The organism is Desulfatitalea tepidiphila (assembly GCF_001293685.1).
Taxonomy (GTDB): domain Bacteria; phylum Desulfobacterota; class Desulfobacteria; order Desulfobacterales; family Desulfosarcinaceae; genus Desulfatitalea; species Desulfatitalea tepidiphila.
The window spans coordinates 341629-359738 of the sequence record NZ_BCAG01000001.1 but is presented as its reverse complement, the minus strand read 5'-3'; the positions used below and the strand labels follow the sequence as shown (position 1 = coordinate 359738).

16 protein-coding genes are annotated in these 18110 nt (G+C 58.8%); 3 read left to right on the top strand and 13 right to left on the bottom strand.

All coding sequences use genetic code 11. From position 1 onward, the window contains the following. Positions 1-65: 65 nt before the first annotated feature. The 8 genes from hmcE to DFT_RS01590 all read right to left on the bottom strand — a co-directional run bounded on the left by hmcE (position 66) and on the right by DFT_RS01590 (position 9112). A complete protein-coding gene (gene hmcE, locus DFT_RS01620) occupies positions 66-743 on the bottom strand; it encodes a sulfate respiration complex protein HmcE (protein ID WP_054029489.1) in 678 nt (225 codons plus the stop codon). Positions 744-820: 77 nt separating this feature from the next. Beyond that, positions 821-949 (bottom strand): sulfate respiration complex protein HmcD, encoded by a 129-nt coding sequence (hmcD, locus tag DFT_RS26915; RefSeq protein WP_268750659.1) that lies wholly within the window; start codon positions 947-949, stop codon positions 821-823. 23 nt (positions 950-972) lie between these two features. Beyond that, positions 973-2142, bottom strand: a complete 1170-nt coding sequence (hmcC, locus tag DFT_RS01615) for a sulfate respiration complex protein HmcC (RefSeq protein WP_054029488.1) — start codon at positions 2140-2142, stop codon at positions 973-975. A 108-nt stretch (positions 2143-2250) separates the two neighbouring features. Then, positions 2251-3300: a sulfate respiration complex iron-sulfur protein HmcB gene (hmcB, locus tag DFT_RS01610; RefSeq protein WP_235506151.1), complete on the bottom strand. Its 1050-nt coding sequence runs from the start codon at positions 3298-3300 to the stop codon at positions 2251-2253. Positions 3301-3344: 44 nt separating this feature from the next. Next, positions 3345-4919: a sulfate respiration complex hexadecaheme cytochrome HmcA gene (gene hmcA / locus DFT_RS01605; RefSeq protein WP_161807062.1), complete on the bottom strand. Its 1575-nt coding sequence runs from the start codon at positions 4917-4919 to the stop codon at positions 3345-3347. 77 nt (positions 4920-4996) lie between these two features. Beyond that, positions 4997-5446, bottom strand: coding sequence for an RrF2 family transcriptional regulator (locus DFT_RS01600; RefSeq protein WP_054029486.1), 450 nt, complete (start codon positions 5444-5446; stop codon positions 4997-4999). 182 nt (positions 5447-5628) lie between these two features. Continuing rightward, positions 5629-6780: a sensor histidine kinase gene (locus tag DFT_RS01595; RefSeq protein ID WP_054029485.1), complete on the bottom strand. Its 1152-nt coding sequence runs from the start codon at positions 6778-6780 to the stop codon at positions 5629-5631. A gap of 55 nt (positions 6781-6835) precedes the next feature. Further along, on the bottom strand, positions 6836-9112 hold the full coding sequence (locus DFT_RS01590) for a PAS domain S-box protein (protein ID WP_054029484.1): 2277 nt from the start codon (positions 9110-9112) through the stop codon (positions 6836-6838). 227 nt (positions 9113-9339) lie between these two features. Here DFT_RS01590 and DFT_RS01585 point away from each other — a divergent pair, with 227 nt between their 5' ends. The 3 genes from DFT_RS01585 to DFT_RS26075 all read left to right on the top strand — a co-directional run bounded on the left by DFT_RS01585 (position 9340) and on the right by DFT_RS26075 (position 10588). After that, positions 9340-9825, top strand: coding sequence for a hypothetical protein (locus tag DFT_RS01585; protein ID WP_054029483.1), 486 nt, complete (start codon positions 9340-9342; stop codon positions 9823-9825). A gap of 139 nt (positions 9826-9964) precedes the next feature. Continuing rightward, entirely contained in the window at positions 9965-10306 is a 342-nt protein-coding gene (locus tag DFT_RS01580; protein WP_054029482.1) for a nucleotide pyrophosphohydrolase, read from the top strand. A gap of 135 nt (positions 10307-10441) precedes the next feature. Next, complete coding sequence (locus DFT_RS26075; RefSeq protein WP_161807061.1) at positions 10442-10588, top strand: hypothetical protein; 147 nt, start codon at positions 10442-10444, stop codon at positions 10586-10588. 309 nt (positions 10589-10897) lie between these two features. Here DFT_RS26075 and msrB read toward each other — a convergent pair whose 3' ends face one another. From msrB to DFT_RS01555, 5 genes are all read right to left on the bottom strand, one after another. After that, complete coding sequence (msrB, locus tag DFT_RS01575; protein ID WP_054029481.1) at positions 10898-12070, bottom strand: peptide-methionine (R)-S-oxide reductase MsrB; 1173 nt, start codon at positions 12068-12070, stop codon at positions 10898-10900. Between the two features lie 192 nt (positions 12071-12262). Then, a complete protein-coding gene (locus DFT_RS01570; RefSeq protein WP_054029480.1) occupies positions 12263-12559 on the bottom strand; it encodes a PilZ domain-containing protein in 297 nt (98 codons plus the stop codon). 466 nt (positions 12560-13025) lie between these two features. After that, a complete protein-coding gene (locus DFT_RS01565; protein ID WP_054029479.1) occupies positions 13026-15152 on the bottom strand; it encodes a ThiF family adenylyltransferase in 2127 nt (708 codons plus the stop codon). A 44-nt stretch (positions 15153-15196) separates the two neighbouring features. Next, positions 15197-16240 carry a cyclic nucleotide-binding domain-containing protein gene (locus tag DFT_RS01560; RefSeq protein ID WP_054029478.1) on the bottom strand — a complete coding sequence of 348 codons (1044 nt, stop codon included), beginning with the start codon at positions 16238-16240 and terminating at the stop codon, positions 15197-15199. A 512-nt stretch (positions 16241-16752) separates the two neighbouring features. Continuing rightward, positions 16753-18081, bottom strand: a complete 1329-nt coding sequence (locus DFT_RS01555) for a two-component system sensor histidine kinase NtrB (protein ID WP_054029477.1) — start codon at positions 18079-18081, stop codon at positions 16753-16755. Positions 18082-18110 lie beyond the last annotated feature (29 nt).

Below are 18110 nucleotides of genomic sequence, written 5' to 3'. Positions count from 1 at the left end.
CATTTTCGATGCTGGCATCAACCGACTTTCGGGTTATTCCCCCGCGTCCGACCCGACCTTCATCCCTACCACGGCATCCCGCTGCTTTTCATGCCGCCTCGCTTGATGCCGAAGTCCATCCCCAGTTGGGCCCGCGAGAGAAAAAAGAGGATGAAGTGGGACAACTTGGTCAGGGGAATGGCCACCAGCATGAGTTCTCCGCACAGAATATGGGCGATCAGCCAGAACTTGTAGTCCCCCAACTGGTGGTAGGTGATGAACCCTGTCAAAAAGGGGGCCACTGCGATCAAAATCAGCATGATGTCGTAGGCTTTGGTCAGGATTCGCACCTCCGGCAAGGCGATGCGGCGCAGCAGGATGAAAAAGGCCGCCACCATGACGGCGATGGTCATGAAATCGGTCATGGCTTCGGGCAGCGACGGCAAGCGAAACCCCCAGCGCTCCTCGAGCAGCAGATTGTGCCCCAGCAAAAAGACGGGCGTCATCAGCAAGCAGACATGAAAAGTGAACACCAGAATGGTGAAACCTGGGTAGAAGCGCCACCCATGGGTGCCGAAAGGGATCAGCCAGCGCCCGATGGAACGTAAAGCCCCCTTGACCCCGTGAGCGAGGTGCTCGCGGTAGGCCACGCGATCCATCTGCCACTGCAACCCGCGCACATACCAGATCAAACGCCAGATCAACCCCACGAAGAAGACCCCAAATGCGATCATGGCCAGCGGTCCTGTGACGAATTCGTACATCTTTGACTCCTGCCGCCTTTTCAGGCCGTTTCGATATCGTTCTGCCACCCGGTGACTGTGGTGGAACGCAACATCCCCTAATCTTTGTCCCTTCCGTTCAAAAAGCGCCAGAACGCCGGGATGGCGATCAGAGCCAGCACGATCAGGATGTAAATGATATTTTTCGTATGGAGCATAAACTCCTGCAGGGTATGGATCGTATCCACAGAATGCCTCCTTGCCGACCCGATCAGTGCGCTTCGTAGTCCGGATGGGCGTATAGAATCGGCATGCGCATCACGATGAAGCGGAAAGCCAATACGCCGATGGTGACGATGAATACCGATATGCCGATCTCCATCCAGTGGGGAAAGTAGCGCTGCTCGGCCGGCAAATGCCAGTTGAAGGCCACCAGACAGATATTGAAACGGTTCACCACGATGCCCAGAACGGTCCAGGCCGCCGTCCAGCGGATGAGGGTCGTGTTCTTTTCGCGAACCCCCAAAGCATAAAGGAATGCCGGCAGGGCCACGAAGCCGAGAAGTTCGACCAGGTACCAGGCGCCGAACCCGGTGGCCAGGTAGTGCCACTGGTTGTCGGCGGCGATGCCGATCACCTTGATGAAGAAATAGCCGGCCAGGACCCAGGCGGCGGCCTTGCCGAAACCGAGCATCAGGTCGTTCTTGCCGGCCAGATGGGCCTCGTCCATCTTGTCCTTGAAGAATTTATGCGACAGCCCGCTTTCGAAGATCACCATGGAGAGTCCGGCGATGATGCTGGTGATGAAGAAGTAGATGGGTATATAGGGCGAATACCACAACGGATGCAGTTTGGACGGAGCGATGAGAAAGAGCGCCCCCAAAGAACTCTGATGCAGGGTCGAGAGCATGACGCCGAAGATGGTCAGGATCAATGTCAATTTGACCACCAGGCTGCGGGCCCGCTTCAAGCCGAGCCACTCCATGGCGGCCGGCGAAAACTCGATGAATAGGACCGTCAGGTAGAGCGCCACGCAGGCGGCCACCTCGAACAGCAACGAGGTGGTGCCCCGCGACACCAGAAATGGATAGGGCAGACGCCAGGGGCGGCCCACATCGTAATGCAGGGCCAGCACCACCAGCGCATAGCCCAGAAAACCGGTGAGGATGGCCGGTCTGACGGCGGCGTGGAAGCGCTTCATGCCAAAGATGTAAACCGCCGCCGAAGTGACGTAACCGCCGGCGGCCAAGGCCACGCCGACGAGCAGGTCGAATCCGATCCAGATACCCCAGGGATTGTCGTCGGACAGGTTGGTTACAGTGGACAACCCCCCGGTAAACCGGAGCACGGTGATGATCAATCCGACCACCACCAAGATCCCGGCCACCACATTGAACGGGGTGAGGTATCGACTGGATGTCGGGGTTGGTTCCTGGCTCATGGAAGCCCTCCTGTATTCCCCTCGGTGTCATCGGGGAGATCAAACGCAATGGATGCGCTTGAACGTTGAGTTTCTGAACCTGCAGGCCATTCGGACTGCATGAATCTGCTACGCCTTTTCGCCGTCGCCCGTTTCGCTTCCACCGGACGCCAGTCGGGCTTTGGCTTCGGCCTCCAGGGCTTTTTTGAATTCCCGCTCGATCGCGGCGGCCTTGTCCTGCTCCGCCTTTTCCAGGGCGGCCTTGAGACGTCCTTCGGCTTGGACCTCCGCATGATCAACGGCCTCGCTCACGGCCGCGGCCCGCTCCTCGGCGGCGATCTTCTCCTTGCGCTTGTTGATGGCATAGATCCCGGTAAGCAGCACCGGCCACAATCCAATGACGATGGGAACGGCGCCAAGGGCCCCCGAGGTGTATTCTCCGGCCGCCTTGTTGCCCAGGTCCTCCCGCAGGCCCAGGGCTTCGAACGGCGCGCCGGAAAGATACAGCCAGCTGGTCCCACCCATCTCGTGCTCGCCGTAAATGTGGTCCAGGTAGCGATCTGGAAAAGTGTGGATGCGGTCGCGGGCCACCCGGATGAGTTCGTCCCGCTTGCCGTACACCAGCGCTTCGGTGGGGCAGGCCTCGACGCACCCCGGCAGCTTGCCCTCCAGGATGCGCGGGTGGCACATGGTGCACTTCATGATCTTGGGGTCAAGGGCCTTGTGATATTCATAGGCCGGAATGTCAAAGGGGCAGGCGACCATACAATAGCGGCAACCCACGCATACATCGGCATTGTAGATGACCGCCCCTTCAGGCGTCTTGGTAAAGGCCTTGACGAAGCAGGCCGACGCGCAGGCCGGTTCCAGGCAGTGGTTGCACTGCTTTTTCACGAAGACCGGCGGCAGGGTGTCCCCGTCTGGGAAGAACTGATTGACGACGGTGTAAGTCCGAGCCGTGGTGCGCCGCCAGGCCTCCATGACTTTGAGGTCGTCGAAAGGCTGCTCGGGGGCAGGCAATTCGTTGACGGTATTGCAGGCCGCTTCGCACCGCCGGCAACCGATGCAACGGGTCATGTCGTGCAGCACGGCATTGCTGTCGGCATACCCTTTGAACTGCTTGTTGGAGGCGGCCCTGGCCGTCCGGCTCGTGGCGCCGACCACGCCTGCGGCGCCCATCCAACCCAAAAAATTCCTGCGTGACATCGACATGCGAAAAACCCTCAATTGTTGCGCGCGGTTTCAGCGCGTTTGGCATGGCAGGCCGTGCAGTCGCGATTGGCCGGCTTTTCGATCCCCATTTTCTCGTGGCACAACATGCACTGTTCGTGATAGGCCGCCATCAGTCCCGGCCGGGTCAGGTTCATCGCATCGGAAGTGCGTCCGTGGCAGGATCCGCATTGGGGCGGCTTGAGCGATGCCGGGCTGTTGTGATGGCACCCCTGGCAGAAGGTGGTCGGCTGGGTGTGGAAGGCGGCGGCCAAGGCATCGTCGCGCATCAGGTCCGAAAGCTTCTGCACGATCTGCCGGTGGGGCATCTTCACCGCTTCGTAGGCATCCACCAGGTGGTCGATGATCACGGTTTCGGGGATGTCCTCGACGGCCACCGGAGGCGGAATTTGCCGACGGGCATCGATCAGTGATGCCGCCATTTCACTGGCCAGCATTTCGTATCCGGGACGCGCCACCGGCGCCTCCTGGGGCATGTGACACACCTTGCAGGCCGCCTCGCCGGCCCAAACCTTCTCCGCCGGCATGCTGGCATGACAGCCGGCGCACTCGGCCCGCAACTGTTTTTGGGTGTGGCAGCCCACGCAGCTCATCTGGGCGTCCTGTTCATGCATGGCCTGGGACAGCTTGACCATCTTGCCGTCCGCATGCCCCTGGATGGGATGGCAGCTGGCGCAGGAGGTCAACTCGGCGTGGTGGCAGGTGCGGCAATACTGGGTCGCGCCCTCATGCTTGAGGTGGTCGAAAGGCACCAGGGCCATACGTGGTTTTTGCGCGTCGACCTTTTCATCTTCCCGGTGGGCCTTGACCAGCGTCACATCCGGCTGGTTGCGCTCCAGGCGAGGAATATCGGCCACTTTGGCGATGAGAGCCTGGGCCTCCGGGTCGTGGCAGCCGGCACACTCCATGGGACCGGCCGTCTTCTTCTGGAGCGACAACTCCCGATGGCAGCCGACACAGTCCAGGTGGGCCGCCTGGCGGTAAGCGATGCGGTTTTCCTGGGTCTGATCCTTGTGACAGTAAAGGCAGGCCCCCTCTTTGCCCTTATCATAGTAAAGCTGCTTGGTTTCGGGGTTGTAGGCGTGGTGGCAGCGCTCGCACTTCTGCTCGGCGGCCTTGACGTGCCGGTAGTGGAGGGATTTATCCAAGCCAATGCCGGCGCGGATGTTGTTCACCGCCTTCTCTGCCACATGGCACTCCCCGCATGTGACCGGCCCTGACGGTTGGTTTTGGCTGCGGTAATCGGCATGACACCCGATACACCCGTCGTGGTAGACGTCCATGACGGCCTGTTTGTCAGTATCGGCCGTACGGTTATACTTGAGTGAAAGATACTTCTCACCCTGAGGATGGCAAGCCAGGCAGTCCTTTTGGGCCTTGGCCAGCGCCTCTGTGTGTTTGCCATGGAAAAAAACCACGGGCGGCCGCTCCAGCGGCCCGAAGGCCCGCAGTCCGTCGATAGTGATTATATCGGCCCGGCCCGGGATGGGTTCGGACGGCGCCTGGCGTGCCACGGCCAGCGATACCAGTAACGCCGTCAGCATCAGCAAGCCAAATGGGAGAACCATCTTTCTGCCGTTCCTCACGAAACTTTTGCCCATTTTTACGAGTCCTATCATAGACACTCCTTGGCACAGGGGCGCGCTTAGACGGCGCACCGGGGATCCAACACCTTGGCCGCTTCCTTATCGTCGAGCAGATCTTGCAAGGTGGTGTCATCGTAGACTTTGAAAACCGCTGTTTTGACCCGCTGCCATAAACTGGAAAAGGCGCAACCGCCAGCAAACGGGCAGTTGCGCACCGAGATACAGGCCAGGCATTCCGCTTCGGCCATCTCTTTATGCACATGTCTGAGGATTTCACCGACGGTGATTTCCGCCGCCGGCCGGGTGAGCTGGTAGCCACCGTAAAAGCCCCTCGTGGACGTCACTAAACCGCTGCTTTTGAGGTGGTAAAGGATCACTTCGAGAAAACGGTGCGGGATCGCCTGGGCAGCGGCGATCGCCGAAATTTTAGTCGGACCCGAACCCTGATGCTTGGCCAGCTCGTAAACGGCCCGCAAGGCATATTGGCCCTTTTTGGTTGGAATCAGCATTTCCGTCTCATCATGTTAACGGGTTTCATTTCCAGATTGGACGGGATGGTGTCGCACCTTCTTGACCGATATAGTCAAGATAATGCTGAATCGTCAAGTTTTTTCTGAATGCCATTAAGTACAATTAAAAAGGATCATCTATCGAGGCAGGAAGATCGGGCAGGCAGAATGATAAACCTTTTTTATTCAGATAATTGCGAAATGTTATGCCCCCAGGGCAAACAGATTTCGAAGGTGGTGCCGGCCCCTTTTGTTGAACTTACGGCGATACGGCCCTGATGATTTTCAACGATTTTGCGGGCCAGCATGAGGCCGATACCCGTACCCCTGCTGCCCTTGGTGGTGAAGAATCCTTTGAACAGGCGGGCTTGCACCTCCGTCGTCATGCCCCCGCAGTTGTCGCTGACATGATAGCAAACGCCCTCTTCCCCAGCTTCGACGGTCAAGGCGATAGTGGGTGTCAGGCAGCGGTTCGGTTCGGAGTTGCAGGCCTCCAAGGCATTGACCACCAGATTGAGCAAACAGCGGTTGATCGCCTCCGGATCCATGGGAACAGCCCTAAGGTCCGGCGCGCACTGGAGCGTCATGCGGACATCGTGAGCTTCGGCCCGGGGGAACATCAGATCAAAAACCGCCCGGAGGGGTGCGGCTGGATCGGTGGGCGTGACGTCGGGCCGGCCCGGCTTGGCGATATCGAGCAGGTCCAGGCTGAGTTGTTCGACCCGGGCCACATTGTCTCGAACCATGCGCCAGCCTTGCTTCAAATAGTCCTGGTTTTGCAGTTCGAACCCCTTATCGACCACAAACAGGCCGCCCCTGAGGCTGCCGGTGATATTCTTGATGGCATGCGCCAGACCGGCCACGGTCTCTCCCATGGCGGCCAGGCGCTCGGCCTGGATCAGACGGCGGCTCTTCTCCTCGACCATTCGCTCCAGGTTCTCGGTATATTCCCGCAGTTGAGCCCTGAGAGAAATGCGCTCCAGGGCCCGCTTGAGAGCCACGTCGAGAATGTCGTCGTCGATGGGTTTGGAGATGTAATCCGTGGCCTCGTATTTGAGGCTCCGAATGGCCAGGTCCGTTTCGCCATGGCCGGTGATCATGATCACTTCGGTTTCCGGGTTGCGGCGCTTGAGGGCACGAAGCAGTTCGATGCCGTCCATCCCCGGCATCTTGATATCGGTCAACACTATCGGGGGGCCGAGTTCATCGAAAAGGGCCAAGGCCTGCCGGGCATCTGCGGCGGTGTGGACGCGATATCCGCGGTCGGCCAGGGCGATGCCCAGCACCTTGCGGATTCCCTGTTCGTCATCGACCAATAAAATGTCTGTCGTCATGTGCGCTTCCCGGCCAAACCGCTTGATGATGCAGTGCTTGGGTCCACTAGAATTACTAGGTCTCCGGAGGGATCGGGAACTCGATCAAAAAACAGGCCCCGCCCTGGGGGTTGGGCCGGGTGTAGATCCGGCCGTTGCACTCCTTGATGATCCCATAACTGATGGAAAGCCCCAGTCCGGTGCCCTGCCCCACCTTCTTGGTGGTGAAAAAAGGCTCGAAAATGCGCTCGGCAATGCCGTCGGGTATGCCCGTGCCGGTGTCGCAAACGCTGACCACCACACGGTCGTCCGTGCGAGTGGTGGAGAGCCTGATCCGGTGGCTGCGATGGTGCCCCGGCTCGGCCGCCATCTGCTCTTCAATGGTGTCACGGGCATTGATCAACAGATTGATGAACACCTGCTCAAGGCGGCCCGGGTCCCCCATCACCATGGGCAGATCTGAGGTGATCTCCCATTCGACTTCGATGCCGCGCACCTTGAGCTGCTGACTGAAGATATCGAAGGCCTGGCGCAGGATATCGTTGACCTGCACCGGCACCAGTTCAGGTCCGCTTTTGCGGCCGAACTGACGCATGTGGTTGATGATCTTGGTGGCCCGCTGGACATGGCTGTCGATCTCTTCGGACATGGTCAGCAGGACATCCTCGGCGATGGGTGCCTTATTCCGCAGCTTGCGCATGAAAAAACTGCTCGCCGTCTTGATCACCGACAGGGGTTGGTTCAGTTCGTGGGCCACGCCGGTGGCCATCTCGCCCAAGGTAGCCATCTTGCTGGCCTGGATCAGCTGCTGTTCGGCCTCCAGACGCTTGGTGATGTCGCTGATGGTCACCAGCAGCACCTTCACACCACCATACGCCGAGGGCGAAATACGGATCGTCACAAAGCGCGCCAGCCCATCCTTGTCGCGATGTTTGGCCCGCTCGATCACCGTCGCCGTCTTCAAACCGGCCGCGGTCACCGGGTCGGGACGCTCCCAGAACAACTCCAGGAAAGAGGTGCCCACCACCTCCCCACGCTGAAACCCGTAGACGGCGTCGACGCTGGCGTTGCAGTCCAGGATGATCCACGTCTCCGGATCGAGCACGAACACAGGATTGGGGATGTTGTTGAAGATGGCATGATACTTCTTTTCCGATTGCACCAGCTTTTCTTCCAACTGCTTGCGCTCGGAGATGTCCAGGTTCATCTCCATGGCGGCAACGATGTTGCCCTCGGCATCCTTGATGGGCGACGTACGCACGATCCAGTGCCGCATGGTGCCGTCCTTATCGAGGGCCGACTCCTCGCTGTAGTGCGGAAGACCATCTTCGAAAGTCATCTCCACCGGGCACACGACACACTTGGTGTCGCGCCCTTTGTAGGCCTGGTAGCAGAAGGCGCCGGGCTGGGGCTTGAACCTTTCGGCGAATTCCCGATTGTACTCGATAATCCGGTAGTTGCGATCCTGGACCGTGATGATGCAAGGCACCGTCCCGAAGAGATTTTGATACTGATTGCGCTGGCGGTTGAGGGCCTGGGTCTTCTCGCCGATGGATTGCCCCATCTGGTTGATCGCCTGGGCCAACGCCTTCATTTCGTCGTTCTGGTTGATCTGGACCGCGGCGCCGTAGTCCCCGCTCTCGATGCACCGCGCGCCCTGGATCAGGCGCTTGACCGGCGCCGTCACGAACCGCAGGATGATGAACACGATCATCACGGCGATGCCGACGAACAGGCCGACCGCCAGCAGAATCAGGTTGCGCTGGTAGACAGCCGCTTCGCGGTCCACATCCTTGAGTGAAACCACCAGGTCCAGGGCCCCGAGGACCCGTTTATCGGCCGGGTGCACATGGCAGGCATCCGTGGCGCAACCGGGTTCATTGTATACCGGGCTGATGATGCCCATCATGCGATAGCCTTGATCCGAGCGGAGCAGGCGCACCCGTTCGGTCAAGGGCACCGATACCTGCGGCGGATCGACATTGTGACAAATATCGCAGGCCTCGGCCTTGATGTTGGTTTGCCGGTCCACCTCTTCGGAACGGTTGGAATACTTGATCTCACCGGCCTTGTTGTAAATACGGACATTTTCGATGTCGTTCTGGCGCGCGACGTTGTTGATGATCTGTTGGATGTCGTCGCGGGAATTGAGCATCATGGCATAATGGGTGCCCAGCCGGATGGTGTTGCTCAAGCGGTCCATGTTTACGGCCAGGTCGTCCATGGCCTTCTGTTGCAGATATTGGTAATTTAAATATCCCCAAATGCAGAGGCACACGAGCATGATGCCCGCGACGCTGATGAGCAGTTTGGTGATCAGACTGTTCCTCAATTTTCTGAAAAATGGGGCCATTGCAGCTACCTTAAAGGGTATCGGGCGTCAGAGGCAGTTGGCGCACCTGAATGGCGGTGTTGATCCCGTACGATAACCGATTCCCCGTATGGGGTCAACGTCGCGGGTTTCCCATGGACACCCAAACCCCTTGTCATGCCCGCGTGTCCATGTTATGGACTGCCGGTAATCGACTCTCGAAAACCATGCCGCCAAGGCCAATGCATCGCCGCAAGGAGGTTGATCCCATGGATTCTTTGAACCGCTTCGCTCCCTTTGTCGTGTTAATCGCCCTGTTCGTCGTGCTGCAGGCTGCATTGATCGGTCTGGACTGCCGAAAAGGGCCGGCCGCCGTAGCCGAAGCCTTTGCCAAGGATTATTACTACCTGGACACCGACATGCAAGAGTGGCTCTGCGCCGGAGAAGGCGAAAGCGGTGACCCCGTCCGGACATTCCTGAACCGAAAAAGCGACGAGGCTGCCCAAAGGGGGTTCGATATCAACTATCTCCGACACATGTTCACCCATATCCATACCGAGACCCTCTCACAGGATTCGGAGTCGGCCGTCGTTCACCTGACTGGAACGACGCGCGTGGCCATCAACCCGGTCTTCATGGTCGTCGGCAAACTGTTTCGCATCGGCAACGACTATCCCGTCGATGTCACCATCGAGCTGGTCAAGGAAAACGGGCGTTGGCGCGTGTGCAACGCTCCGCTCGGATTGCAATCTTGATCTCCTGTTTTTAGCAACCTCCATTTCTTCTTTAAATTTTAAGGGGCGGCGCCATCCGGCACCGCTCCTTTTTTCTTATGGACTGCAACCGCCTGGAGCCTTGCGACAGGCACCAGGAAGTTGAGAGGAAAGGCTTTCCATGCAAACGCTGACGCTTCGAGATTATCAAGACCGGGTGGACCAATGGGTGAAACAACACGGCGTGCGCTATTTCGGCGAATTGACCAACCTGGGCATTCTGATGGAGGAGGTGGGCGAGGTAGCCCGCCTGATGGTGCGGCTATATGGCGAACAGAGTTTTAAAAGCACGCCGCGAACCAGGGAGGACCTGGCCGACGAGCTGGCCGACGTCATGTTTGTGCTCGCCTGCATCGCCAACCAGACCGGCGTGGATCTGACCGCTGCGGTGTCGGGCAACCTGGAAGAAAAAGCCCGGCGCGACCATCGGCGCCACTGGCAAAACCCCAAACTGACATCATAGCGCTGGTTTCCTGCCGGTCCCGGCCAGGCGCGGCCCCGACGGTTTCACAAGACAAGGGCTTGCCAGCCCGCCAGGCGTGGTTATCATGGTGCTGAAAATCAAAAACCTTCGGCACAGTCAATCAGGAGGGTTGCCATGAACGATTCGTCCAGTAAAAACCAAAATGGTTGCATGAGCCTTTGTGAATCGAAGTTTACCGAGTGCACCCGCAGCATGCCATCGGGGTGCGTCGAGGATCTGCGGGTGTGCCGCGACAACTGCCGTCTGGAGCAGCAGAGCTGAGCCTGACCGCGGCGTCCAGCACCCGCACAGCCATCTGCATATCGACAAACGACGATGAGATGAGTGCTCATCACTCATTAAGGCCCGGCGAGAACCTCGCCGGGCCAATTTTTTCAAAGACATGGGGATGCTTTCATCCTATCAGTGCCCATCCACAAATGGCCAATTTGCCCGATATCTGCGTTCTGCTCAAAATTTTATCCTCGGAATATCGACTATATGCCTGCGGTAAAATTTTTCGCACGCCTTGATCTCAACCAAATTTGCCTATTTGTGGACGGACACTATCAATCTATTTATGTTATGGGCTCACTTGCGCCCCGGGGCGGTCGCCTGTGCCCCCTCGAACAGGGCGGCATAGCGTCCATAGCCTTCCTTCTCAAGATCCTCCCTCGGAACAAACCGCAACGCGGCCGAATTGATGCAGTAACGCAGCCCGGTGGGTTGCGGGCCATCATCGAAGACATGCCCCAGGTGGGAGTCGGCATGCCGGCTGCGCACTTCGGTGCGGACCATGAACAGGCTGCGGTCGGCACGCTCGACGATGTTGGCGGGCTCCAGGGGTTGGGTAAAGCTGGGCCAGCCCGTTCCCGAGTCGAACTTATGCGTGGAGCTGAAAAGGGGTTCGCCTGAAATGATATCGACGTATATCCCCTCTTCATGGGTGTTCCAGTAGGCGTTGTCGAACGGCGGCTCGGTCCCCTCCTGCCGCGTTACCTTGTACTGCATGGGGGTCAAGGTGGCCCGCAAGGTCTGGTCATCGGGAATGGGCCGCAGGGCGCCGGCTGCCTCTTTCCCTTCGGACGCGTCTAAAGAGCCGGCGCGCTCGTCCGGGATTTGCCCGAATTTATCCATGCGCCATGCATTTTCCAGAAATTGATCGCGCCCGGAGCCCGAGCGATACCATTTATAACGGATGGGATTCTTTTTGTAATAGTCCTGGTGATACGGTTCCGCCTCGTAAAACTCGCCGAGGGGCAAAATCTCCGTGGCAATGGGCCTTTCGAATTGACCCGAGGCGATCAACCGTTGTTTCGATGCTTCAGCCATCTGGCGCTGCCGATCGTCGGCATAAAAGATGGCGCTGAGATATTGCCTGCCGCGATCCACGAACTGGCCGCCCGGATCGGTAGGATCCACATGCCGCCAGAACACATCGAGAAGCTGCGCGTAGGAAACCTTTTCTTCATCGTAAACCACCTTGACCGCCTCGACATGGCCCGTTTTACCGGCCGATACCTGCTCGTACGTCGGGTTGGCGACCTGGCCGCCGGTATAGCCCGAGATGACCTCCAGGACTCCCGGCACCTTCTCGAAATCCGATTCCGTACACCAGAAGCAGCCACCGGCGAAGACGGCGGTTTGCGTTTTCTTCGAAGAACCGGTTTTGTTTTGACCGGCGGCGACATGGTGATTCGATATATGGTTATATCCTGCAACGATGGCGACCAGCGCCAGTGTGATCAAAAGGATTGTTTTCATAAGTGACCTCCCTCCTCAGCCGATCCTCACGATGAACTCCTTCATGTGGCTTCTCGAATTGCGATATTCGCCTGAACACGATGGAGCTTAACACGTATAATAAGACCGCTTATCGAGAGCGCCACATCCCGGCGGAGATGCCCACGGAATCCGGATCAGAAGCTGGAAAGGTGCGACCGCCTGGAAGAGAGGCTATGCTGCCGGTGATGATCCCTGCCGAAAGGCGACCGCCACGGTGCCGGCGCGTGCTCTCACGACATGTCCTGTAACGACCACGACGCCGGATCGTTGCCGATAGGGGATCGTCAAAAAGAGCTCTTGCCCCAGATTGGGCTTGAATTGGGAGGGGTGTTCGACCAGAGCGCCACCGAGGCTCAAGTCTCTCAAGTAACATCTGAAATAACCGTTGTGATCATTGAGATCGATTTCAAAGACGCAGCTCCTGCGTTCGTGCCGCCGCCGTTCGCCAAAGATCAATTTCCGGCTCATCTGAAACTCCATTGGGGTTAAAAATATCGTGGCGCCGGGCAAATGGAACCGGGAAAAGAAGCAGAGGAACGAGAGGAGAATAGCCATCAGAGAGGATAGGGCGCACAACAAAATGCCTGGCGGGTTCCATACGACAGAATGATTCCAAAATCAAACCGTAATCCGCCCATTCAGAGATTCTAACTGAACGCGATTCATTAAACCCGTCGTGGTTGGAACAGGTGGCCGATGCCACACGCCAAGCGGTCAAGAGCCAGTAAAATGCACGGCGGGCGGCCCAGAAACTCGCTGCGCTCAAACAGTCTGGGCCGCTTGTCCGCCGTTTGCATTTAACTGGCTCCAAGACCGCAGGCTCACGTGGCCCTGGCCACCTGCCCCACCCACGCCTGCCATGTCCGTTGCGATGCGAATTTTTTTATCAAACTCCCTCTTTAATGCATGCCCTTCCCGGCGCCGTCCGCATGGCCTATCGCCCAAACGCCTGTTTTATCGATCCAGCCGCCTGCTCCGGCTCAGGAGTCCCGCCACTGAGGTCATCCCGGGAGGATGCCTCGAACGGCCAGGGCAACCGGAAGGAGGCCAATGGCTTTCGCAACGTGCGGCAGCCGACCGGCCGCCCTTTTCCGACGCGAAACAGCATGACATGCCCCTCGGATTCATGCGTCACGCCGAACAATCGCTGGTATCGGGGCCACAGGTCCTTCAACAACCGCCGATGGGCGGGACGGAAATCGCCCTGCCCGCCGAGTTGCCAGCGCAACCAGAACAAGGTGGCGGCGGTCATGGGTTGAAACGCCAGGCCCAGGCTGGCCACCGTCAGCCAAATCCGCTCCAGCGCCCTGCCGCCGGCAATCAGATCTTCGGGGAGCACGCTCGGAACCTTGAGCATCCCCACCGCCGAGGCCGAAAGAATGCCGTGGCGGGAAATCCCGGATATCATCCTGCCCATCCCCAAATGGTTGAGCATCCGCATCACCGGCCAGGGCCGCGTGCACCGGATAAACCACTCGCCGGCCCTGCCCGCCTCCAGGTTCTTGAGGAAAAACCCGTCGCGCCGTTCGCGTGCCTCCTGGACGCTGAAACGAATCATGCGCATGAGATGGGTGTGCAGCCCTCGATGCTCCGCCCGTATACGGTCGATACCGGCGACCAATTGCGCAGACTCCCGGATCTGTTGCGGTTCGGTCAGCAAGAGCAGCTCGGCCTGCTGAAACGGTTGTATGGCCGCGTGAATCTTGAGGCGATGATCGGGCTCCAGGGGCGAGCCATCGTAAAGCGTACGGTTGGTATGCCTTTCCCAGACAAACCGATGCAAGGGATCTTCGCACAACGTGCCGGGTGACAAATCGATCTGGACCCGGGCATTGCCGTCTGCCGCCGAAACCGCAACGGCGGCCGCCATTCCGAAACGGCTGGCCGCCAGCACCAGGTTTTCCACGGCAGCACCGCAGCTGATCAGGGAGGCGGCCTGGGCCACGTTGAAAAACGAATCATCTGCTGCGGGATCCACCATGAAATGAATGGTATCGGCCTGATGGGCATAACGCCATGGCTGGCAATTATCTCCCGAGGGCGCCCGAATGGCGGCTTTCATCAGATAGTCCCGAACCTCCGCGGTCAGCGGCCCGCCGCCCGGCGCCGATGGCGCTTCGAGCTTCGGTCGAGGCTCTTGCAAATATTCAGACTGACCGCACAGTCTGGCTTTCATCAGCCATCGCTTGACCCGCTGCAGCGGCCCCCGGTTGCCGAACCACAACCGCCCCTGGACGAATCGGCGCGCAAACGGATCGAACTGGAAGTAATAGGGCGCCGGCCGCAATCCCGGTTTGCCGAGCAGGATCCGCACCACCTCGGCCGCCGCCACGGCCGAACACAGCTGGCATCCGGCGCCGAGGGAAGGCCCCCGCTGCTCGGCCATATCGATGCTTCCCGGCAAGGTATAGGACTTATGAGCGGCCTTGGGGACCAGGCCGACAAAGAAAGCGATCAACTTCTCTTCCACGCGCATGTCGTCATGAAGATCGAAATAGCGATCGAACGTCATGCCGCGATCCGGTGCGAACACCATGAACGCACTGCCGAATCCGATCGGTCCGGCCGTGACCACGTGGATGCGCTTCTCCCAGGCACGACGAAAAATCAACCGCCGAATCTCGATGTTGAAAAAATCCATGCCATCGATGACTACATCCACGCCCTCGAGGAAGGCATCGATGTTCTCCGCCGTGACCCCTTCCTCGAACACCTTCAGCGCCGCAAACGGATTGATGGCTCGCGCCTCTTCGGCCAGCACCTCGCATTTGGGGCGGCCGAAGGTCCCGGCCCGGGCACCGTGCTGGCGATTGATGTTGACCACTTCGAATCGGTCCAGATCGGCGAGGTGAAACCGGCCGACGCCCAGACGGGCCATGGCCGCCACGTGGGCGCCGCCCGCTCCGCCCAGGCCGGGAATGGCCACGACGGCTTCGTGCAGACGCTCCTGTTCGCCAGGCGTCAGAAACCCGATGTTGCGGTCGAAGGCTTGCTCATAGTATTCGTATTTGCTTCCGGCAGTCGCAGGGTGGATCTGCCGAGGGGATTGACAAGCTTGCATAACTGACTCCTTTTACCGGCTGAGCCGGACGTTGTGACAAGTGGTTATAGCAGGACTTCCATCGGCCGACGGTGTTCGACGGGCGCATCGATTAAAACAGGCGCGGTCAAAGCTTTGGAGAGGGCCGCCGCCGGCATCCCGAACATGGGATCATAGGTGCACCGAACCCTTTGGCTCATGATTCGGCAAAGCCACATCATGCGTTCCGGGGAAGCATACATCTGATCGATAAAGGATTGCCTGGGCCATACCATGACGTCCACATCTTCGGAGTGGGCCACCAGGGTGCTGGCCATCCCCCGTCCGTCCAAAGCCGAAAGTACGCCGAAGAGCTGGCCGGGGCCGAGTTGCATCGCATCGGCTGCCTGTTCTTTGGATCCGGCCTTATCCATTGGTTCTGACCGGCCCTGAACCCGCACCACGCCCCGCATGATCTGATAGACATGCGCATCCTCGTCTCCCCCGGCGACGATGGTCTCATCTTTTCGGAAGAGTCGGCGCTCGGCCGAATCATCGAACAGGTGTTTATCCGGATCTGAGAACCGCTTCCTATTGCTATCCGGCAGATCTTCGAGATCCACGTGCACGGGGATGATCCCGACGCCCAGGGCATGATCCATGATTTCGGGCCCCAGTGGCCGGGCCCCTATGAGACGCGCCAACAGCGGCAGCGCCGGCGGGTGCATCACCGCCAGTACATGGCGCGCGCCATGCTGGCGCATCTTGCGAAAGCACATCTGAATCAGCGATACGACGAGGCCGGGATGGCGCCGGAAACGCCTGCTGATGCAAAACCAACCGACCGTGGCGCAGCCGCCGTGCAGCGATCGGCGCAACGGCCCGAAATCGAATGCCTCCTCGGCCGGCAGGCCCACCGGGTTGTCCAGCACCAACCGAATGCCGGCCACGGGCGTATCGCCGTCGAAGGCGAGAAAATTGCTCGTCTCCGCGAAGCTGTCGAAACGATCGAAAATGTGCTTGTTCGACAGATCGAAGCGCCTTTCCTCTTCGATGAACACCTTGGACCGCAGTTGGTACACCTGTTCCTTTTCCCATGTTGATCGCGCAACTTTGAGTTGCAGTGACATAAAACACCTCCTGATTTGGGTTTGATATGAAACATCGATTGATGGTCGATGATGCAAAAACAGCTCCCTGGCCGGGCCACGCAGCGCAGGGCCATGAAAGCCTTGACAATTTTACTGTACCGAGGGGGAATCAAACGAAGGAAAGGATCCGGAAAACGTCAATCGACGCGTCCACGCACCAGCGATTCTAACTGAATGTCATCCATTAAACTCGGCCCGGGTGGGGCAGGTGGCCGATGCCACACGCCAAGCGGTCAAGAGCCAGTAAAATGCACGGCGGGCGGCCCAGAAACTCGCTGCGCTCAAACAGTCTGGGCCGCTTGTCCGCCGTCTGCATTTAACTGGCTCTAAGACCGCAGGCGTATGTGGCCCTGGCCACCTGCCCCACCCGGGCCTGCCGCAACCGTTGCCACACGAATTATTTTCAACAAACGCCTTCTGTAAAACATGCCCTTCAGGATGAATCACATTGAGTTGGAACTGCTGTCCGTGCACGAAGACGGCTTGGCGGATCAGGAAAGAATGGGGGCTTTTGCGGCCTGGACAGGCAATGCAGGCAGGTAGACCGTCACCAGGGTGCCTTGACCCGGTGTTGAATCAACTTGAATATGACCATTGTGCTTTTTAACGATGGAGTGGGTGATGGTGAGGCCGAGGCCCATACCCTTCTTGGAGCCCATCTCTTTGGTCGTGAAATAGGGGTCGAAAATTTTTCCCAAATGTACCGGGTCGATCCCGGGTCCCTGGTCGCGTATCTCGATTCTGACGTATGTCCCCGGGAGCAAAGGATTGCCGGCGGCCGACGAAATTTGCACATTTTGTGCCGTAATCCACAATCTGCCTCGCCGGGACATGGCCTCCCGGGCATTGCAGATGATGTGTTGCAATGCCGACATCATTTGCACTTCGTCGACGATAACGGGATGCAGGTCTGACGGCAGCTGCAGATCGCATCTCACTTGAGAGCCTTGGAGGCTCGATTCAACGGCCTCCGAGACGATATGATGGATCTCTTTGGGCCGTGTCAGGGGAGTGCCCCCTTCGGCAAAGGTCACCAGGCGATTGGACAAATCCCTGGCCCGCATGGCGGCCCCCATGGACTTGTCCAGATGCAGGTCGGCCTTCCCTCTCTCATGCCAATGGATCCTGGCCAGTTCGAGATGGCCCACCAGGGCCGCCAGAATGTTGTTGAAATCATGAGCCAGACCACCGGCCAGTGTGCCGATGGATTCCAGGTTGCGGGTACGCAACAATTCTCTTTCAGCCTTCTTCTGATGGGTGATATCGCTGATGCTGATGAGAAGCTGCCCGGAAAGGTCGCGTCCCGTACCCGAATTGACGGATGATTCGATCCGGTGTCCCTCGCACCTGGCGTCCAGCACGCCGCCAGTGCTGGATACGATGCGAAACTCGAGCGTCTTGCCCTTAGGGTCTTTGTAGAAGGCACGATAGCGTGCATAATAGAGTTCTTGGTCCTCGGGGTGGATCATATCGGCCAACGGTTTCTGAAGCAGGTCGGCGATCTCCCTGTTCAACATCGCCGCCAGGGTCTGGTTGGCCTGCAACACCATGCCCACCGCATCGGCCACCACATAACCGACCGGTGCATGATGGTACAAGTCGAGATACCGATCGTGTGACCGTTGCAACTCCTGTTGCGCGGCGCGAAGCTCTTCGTTCTGAAGCTCCAGTTCGATCTGGTGCACATTCAGGTCGTGCAGCAGACGCAGCACCTCATTATCAGCCGCCGGTTCGCTCTGTTCTGGGCGCCGGCCCAAACGCTCCAGTGCCTTTTCGCGCAGCAGTCGCATTCGCTCTGTAAAATCATTGTCGCTGTCCATGGCTGCGAACCTCTCTAACCGATCTCTTC

What these genes read in the sequence shown, in the direction of transcription:
- hmcE (WP_054029489.1), bottom strand. Translation starts at nt 743, where the DNA reads ATGTACGAATTCGTCACAGGACCGCTGGCCATGATCGCATTTGGGGTC.
- hmcC (WP_054029488.1), bottom strand. Translation starts at nt 2,142, where the DNA reads ATGAGCCAGGAACCAACCCCGACATCCAGTCGATACCTCACCCCGTTC.
- hmcB (WP_235506151.1), bottom strand. Translation starts at nt 3,300, where the DNA reads ATGGGCGCCGCAGGCGTGGTCGGCGCCACGAGCCGGACGGCCAGGGCC.
- hmcA (WP_161807062.1), bottom strand. Translation starts at nt 4,919, where the DNA reads ATGGTTCTCCCATTTGGCTTGCTGATGCTGACGGCGTTACTGGTATCG.
- DFT_RS01600 (WP_054029486.1), bottom strand. Translation starts at nt 5,446, where the DNA reads ATGCTGATTCCAACCAAAAAGGGCCAATATGCCTTGCGGGCCGTTTAC.
- DFT_RS01595 (WP_054029485.1), bottom strand. Translation starts at nt 6,780, where the DNA reads ATGACGACAGACATTTTATTGGTCGATGACGAACAGGGAATCCGCAAG.
- DFT_RS01590 (WP_054029484.1), bottom strand. Translation starts at nt 9,112, where the DNA reads ATGGCCCCATTTTTCAGAAAATTGAGGAACAGTCTGATCACCAAACTG.
- DFT_RS01585 (WP_054029483.1), top strand. Translation starts at nt 9,340, where the DNA reads ATGGATTCTTTGAACCGCTTCGCTCCCTTTGTCGTGTTAATCGCCCTG.
- DFT_RS01580 (WP_054029482.1), top strand. Translation starts at nt 9,965, where the DNA reads ATGCAAACGCTGACGCTTCGAGATTATCAAGACCGGGTGGACCAATGG.
- DFT_RS26075 (WP_161807061.1), top strand. Translation starts at nt 10,442, where the DNA reads ATGAACGATTCGTCCAGTAAAAACCAAAATGGTTGCATGAGCCTTTGT.
- msrB (WP_054029481.1), bottom strand. Translation starts at nt 12,070, where the DNA reads ATGAAAACAATCCTTTTGATCACACTGGCGCTGGTCGCCATCGTTGCA.
- DFT_RS01570 (WP_054029480.1), bottom strand. Translation starts at nt 12,559, where the DNA reads ATGAGCCGGAAATTGATCTTTGGCGAACGGCGGCGGCACGAACGCAGG.
- DFT_RS01565 (WP_054029479.1), bottom strand. Translation starts at nt 15,152, where the DNA reads ATGCAAGCTTGTCAATCCCCTCGGCAGATCCACCCTGCGACTGCCGGA.
- DFT_RS01560 (WP_054029478.1), bottom strand. Translation starts at nt 16,240, where the DNA reads ATGTCACTGCAACTCAAAGTTGCGCGATCAACATGGGAAAAGGAACAG.
- DFT_RS01555 (WP_054029477.1), bottom strand. Translation starts at nt 18,081, where the DNA reads ATGGACAGCGACAATGATTTTACAGAGCGAATGCGACTGCTGCGCGAA.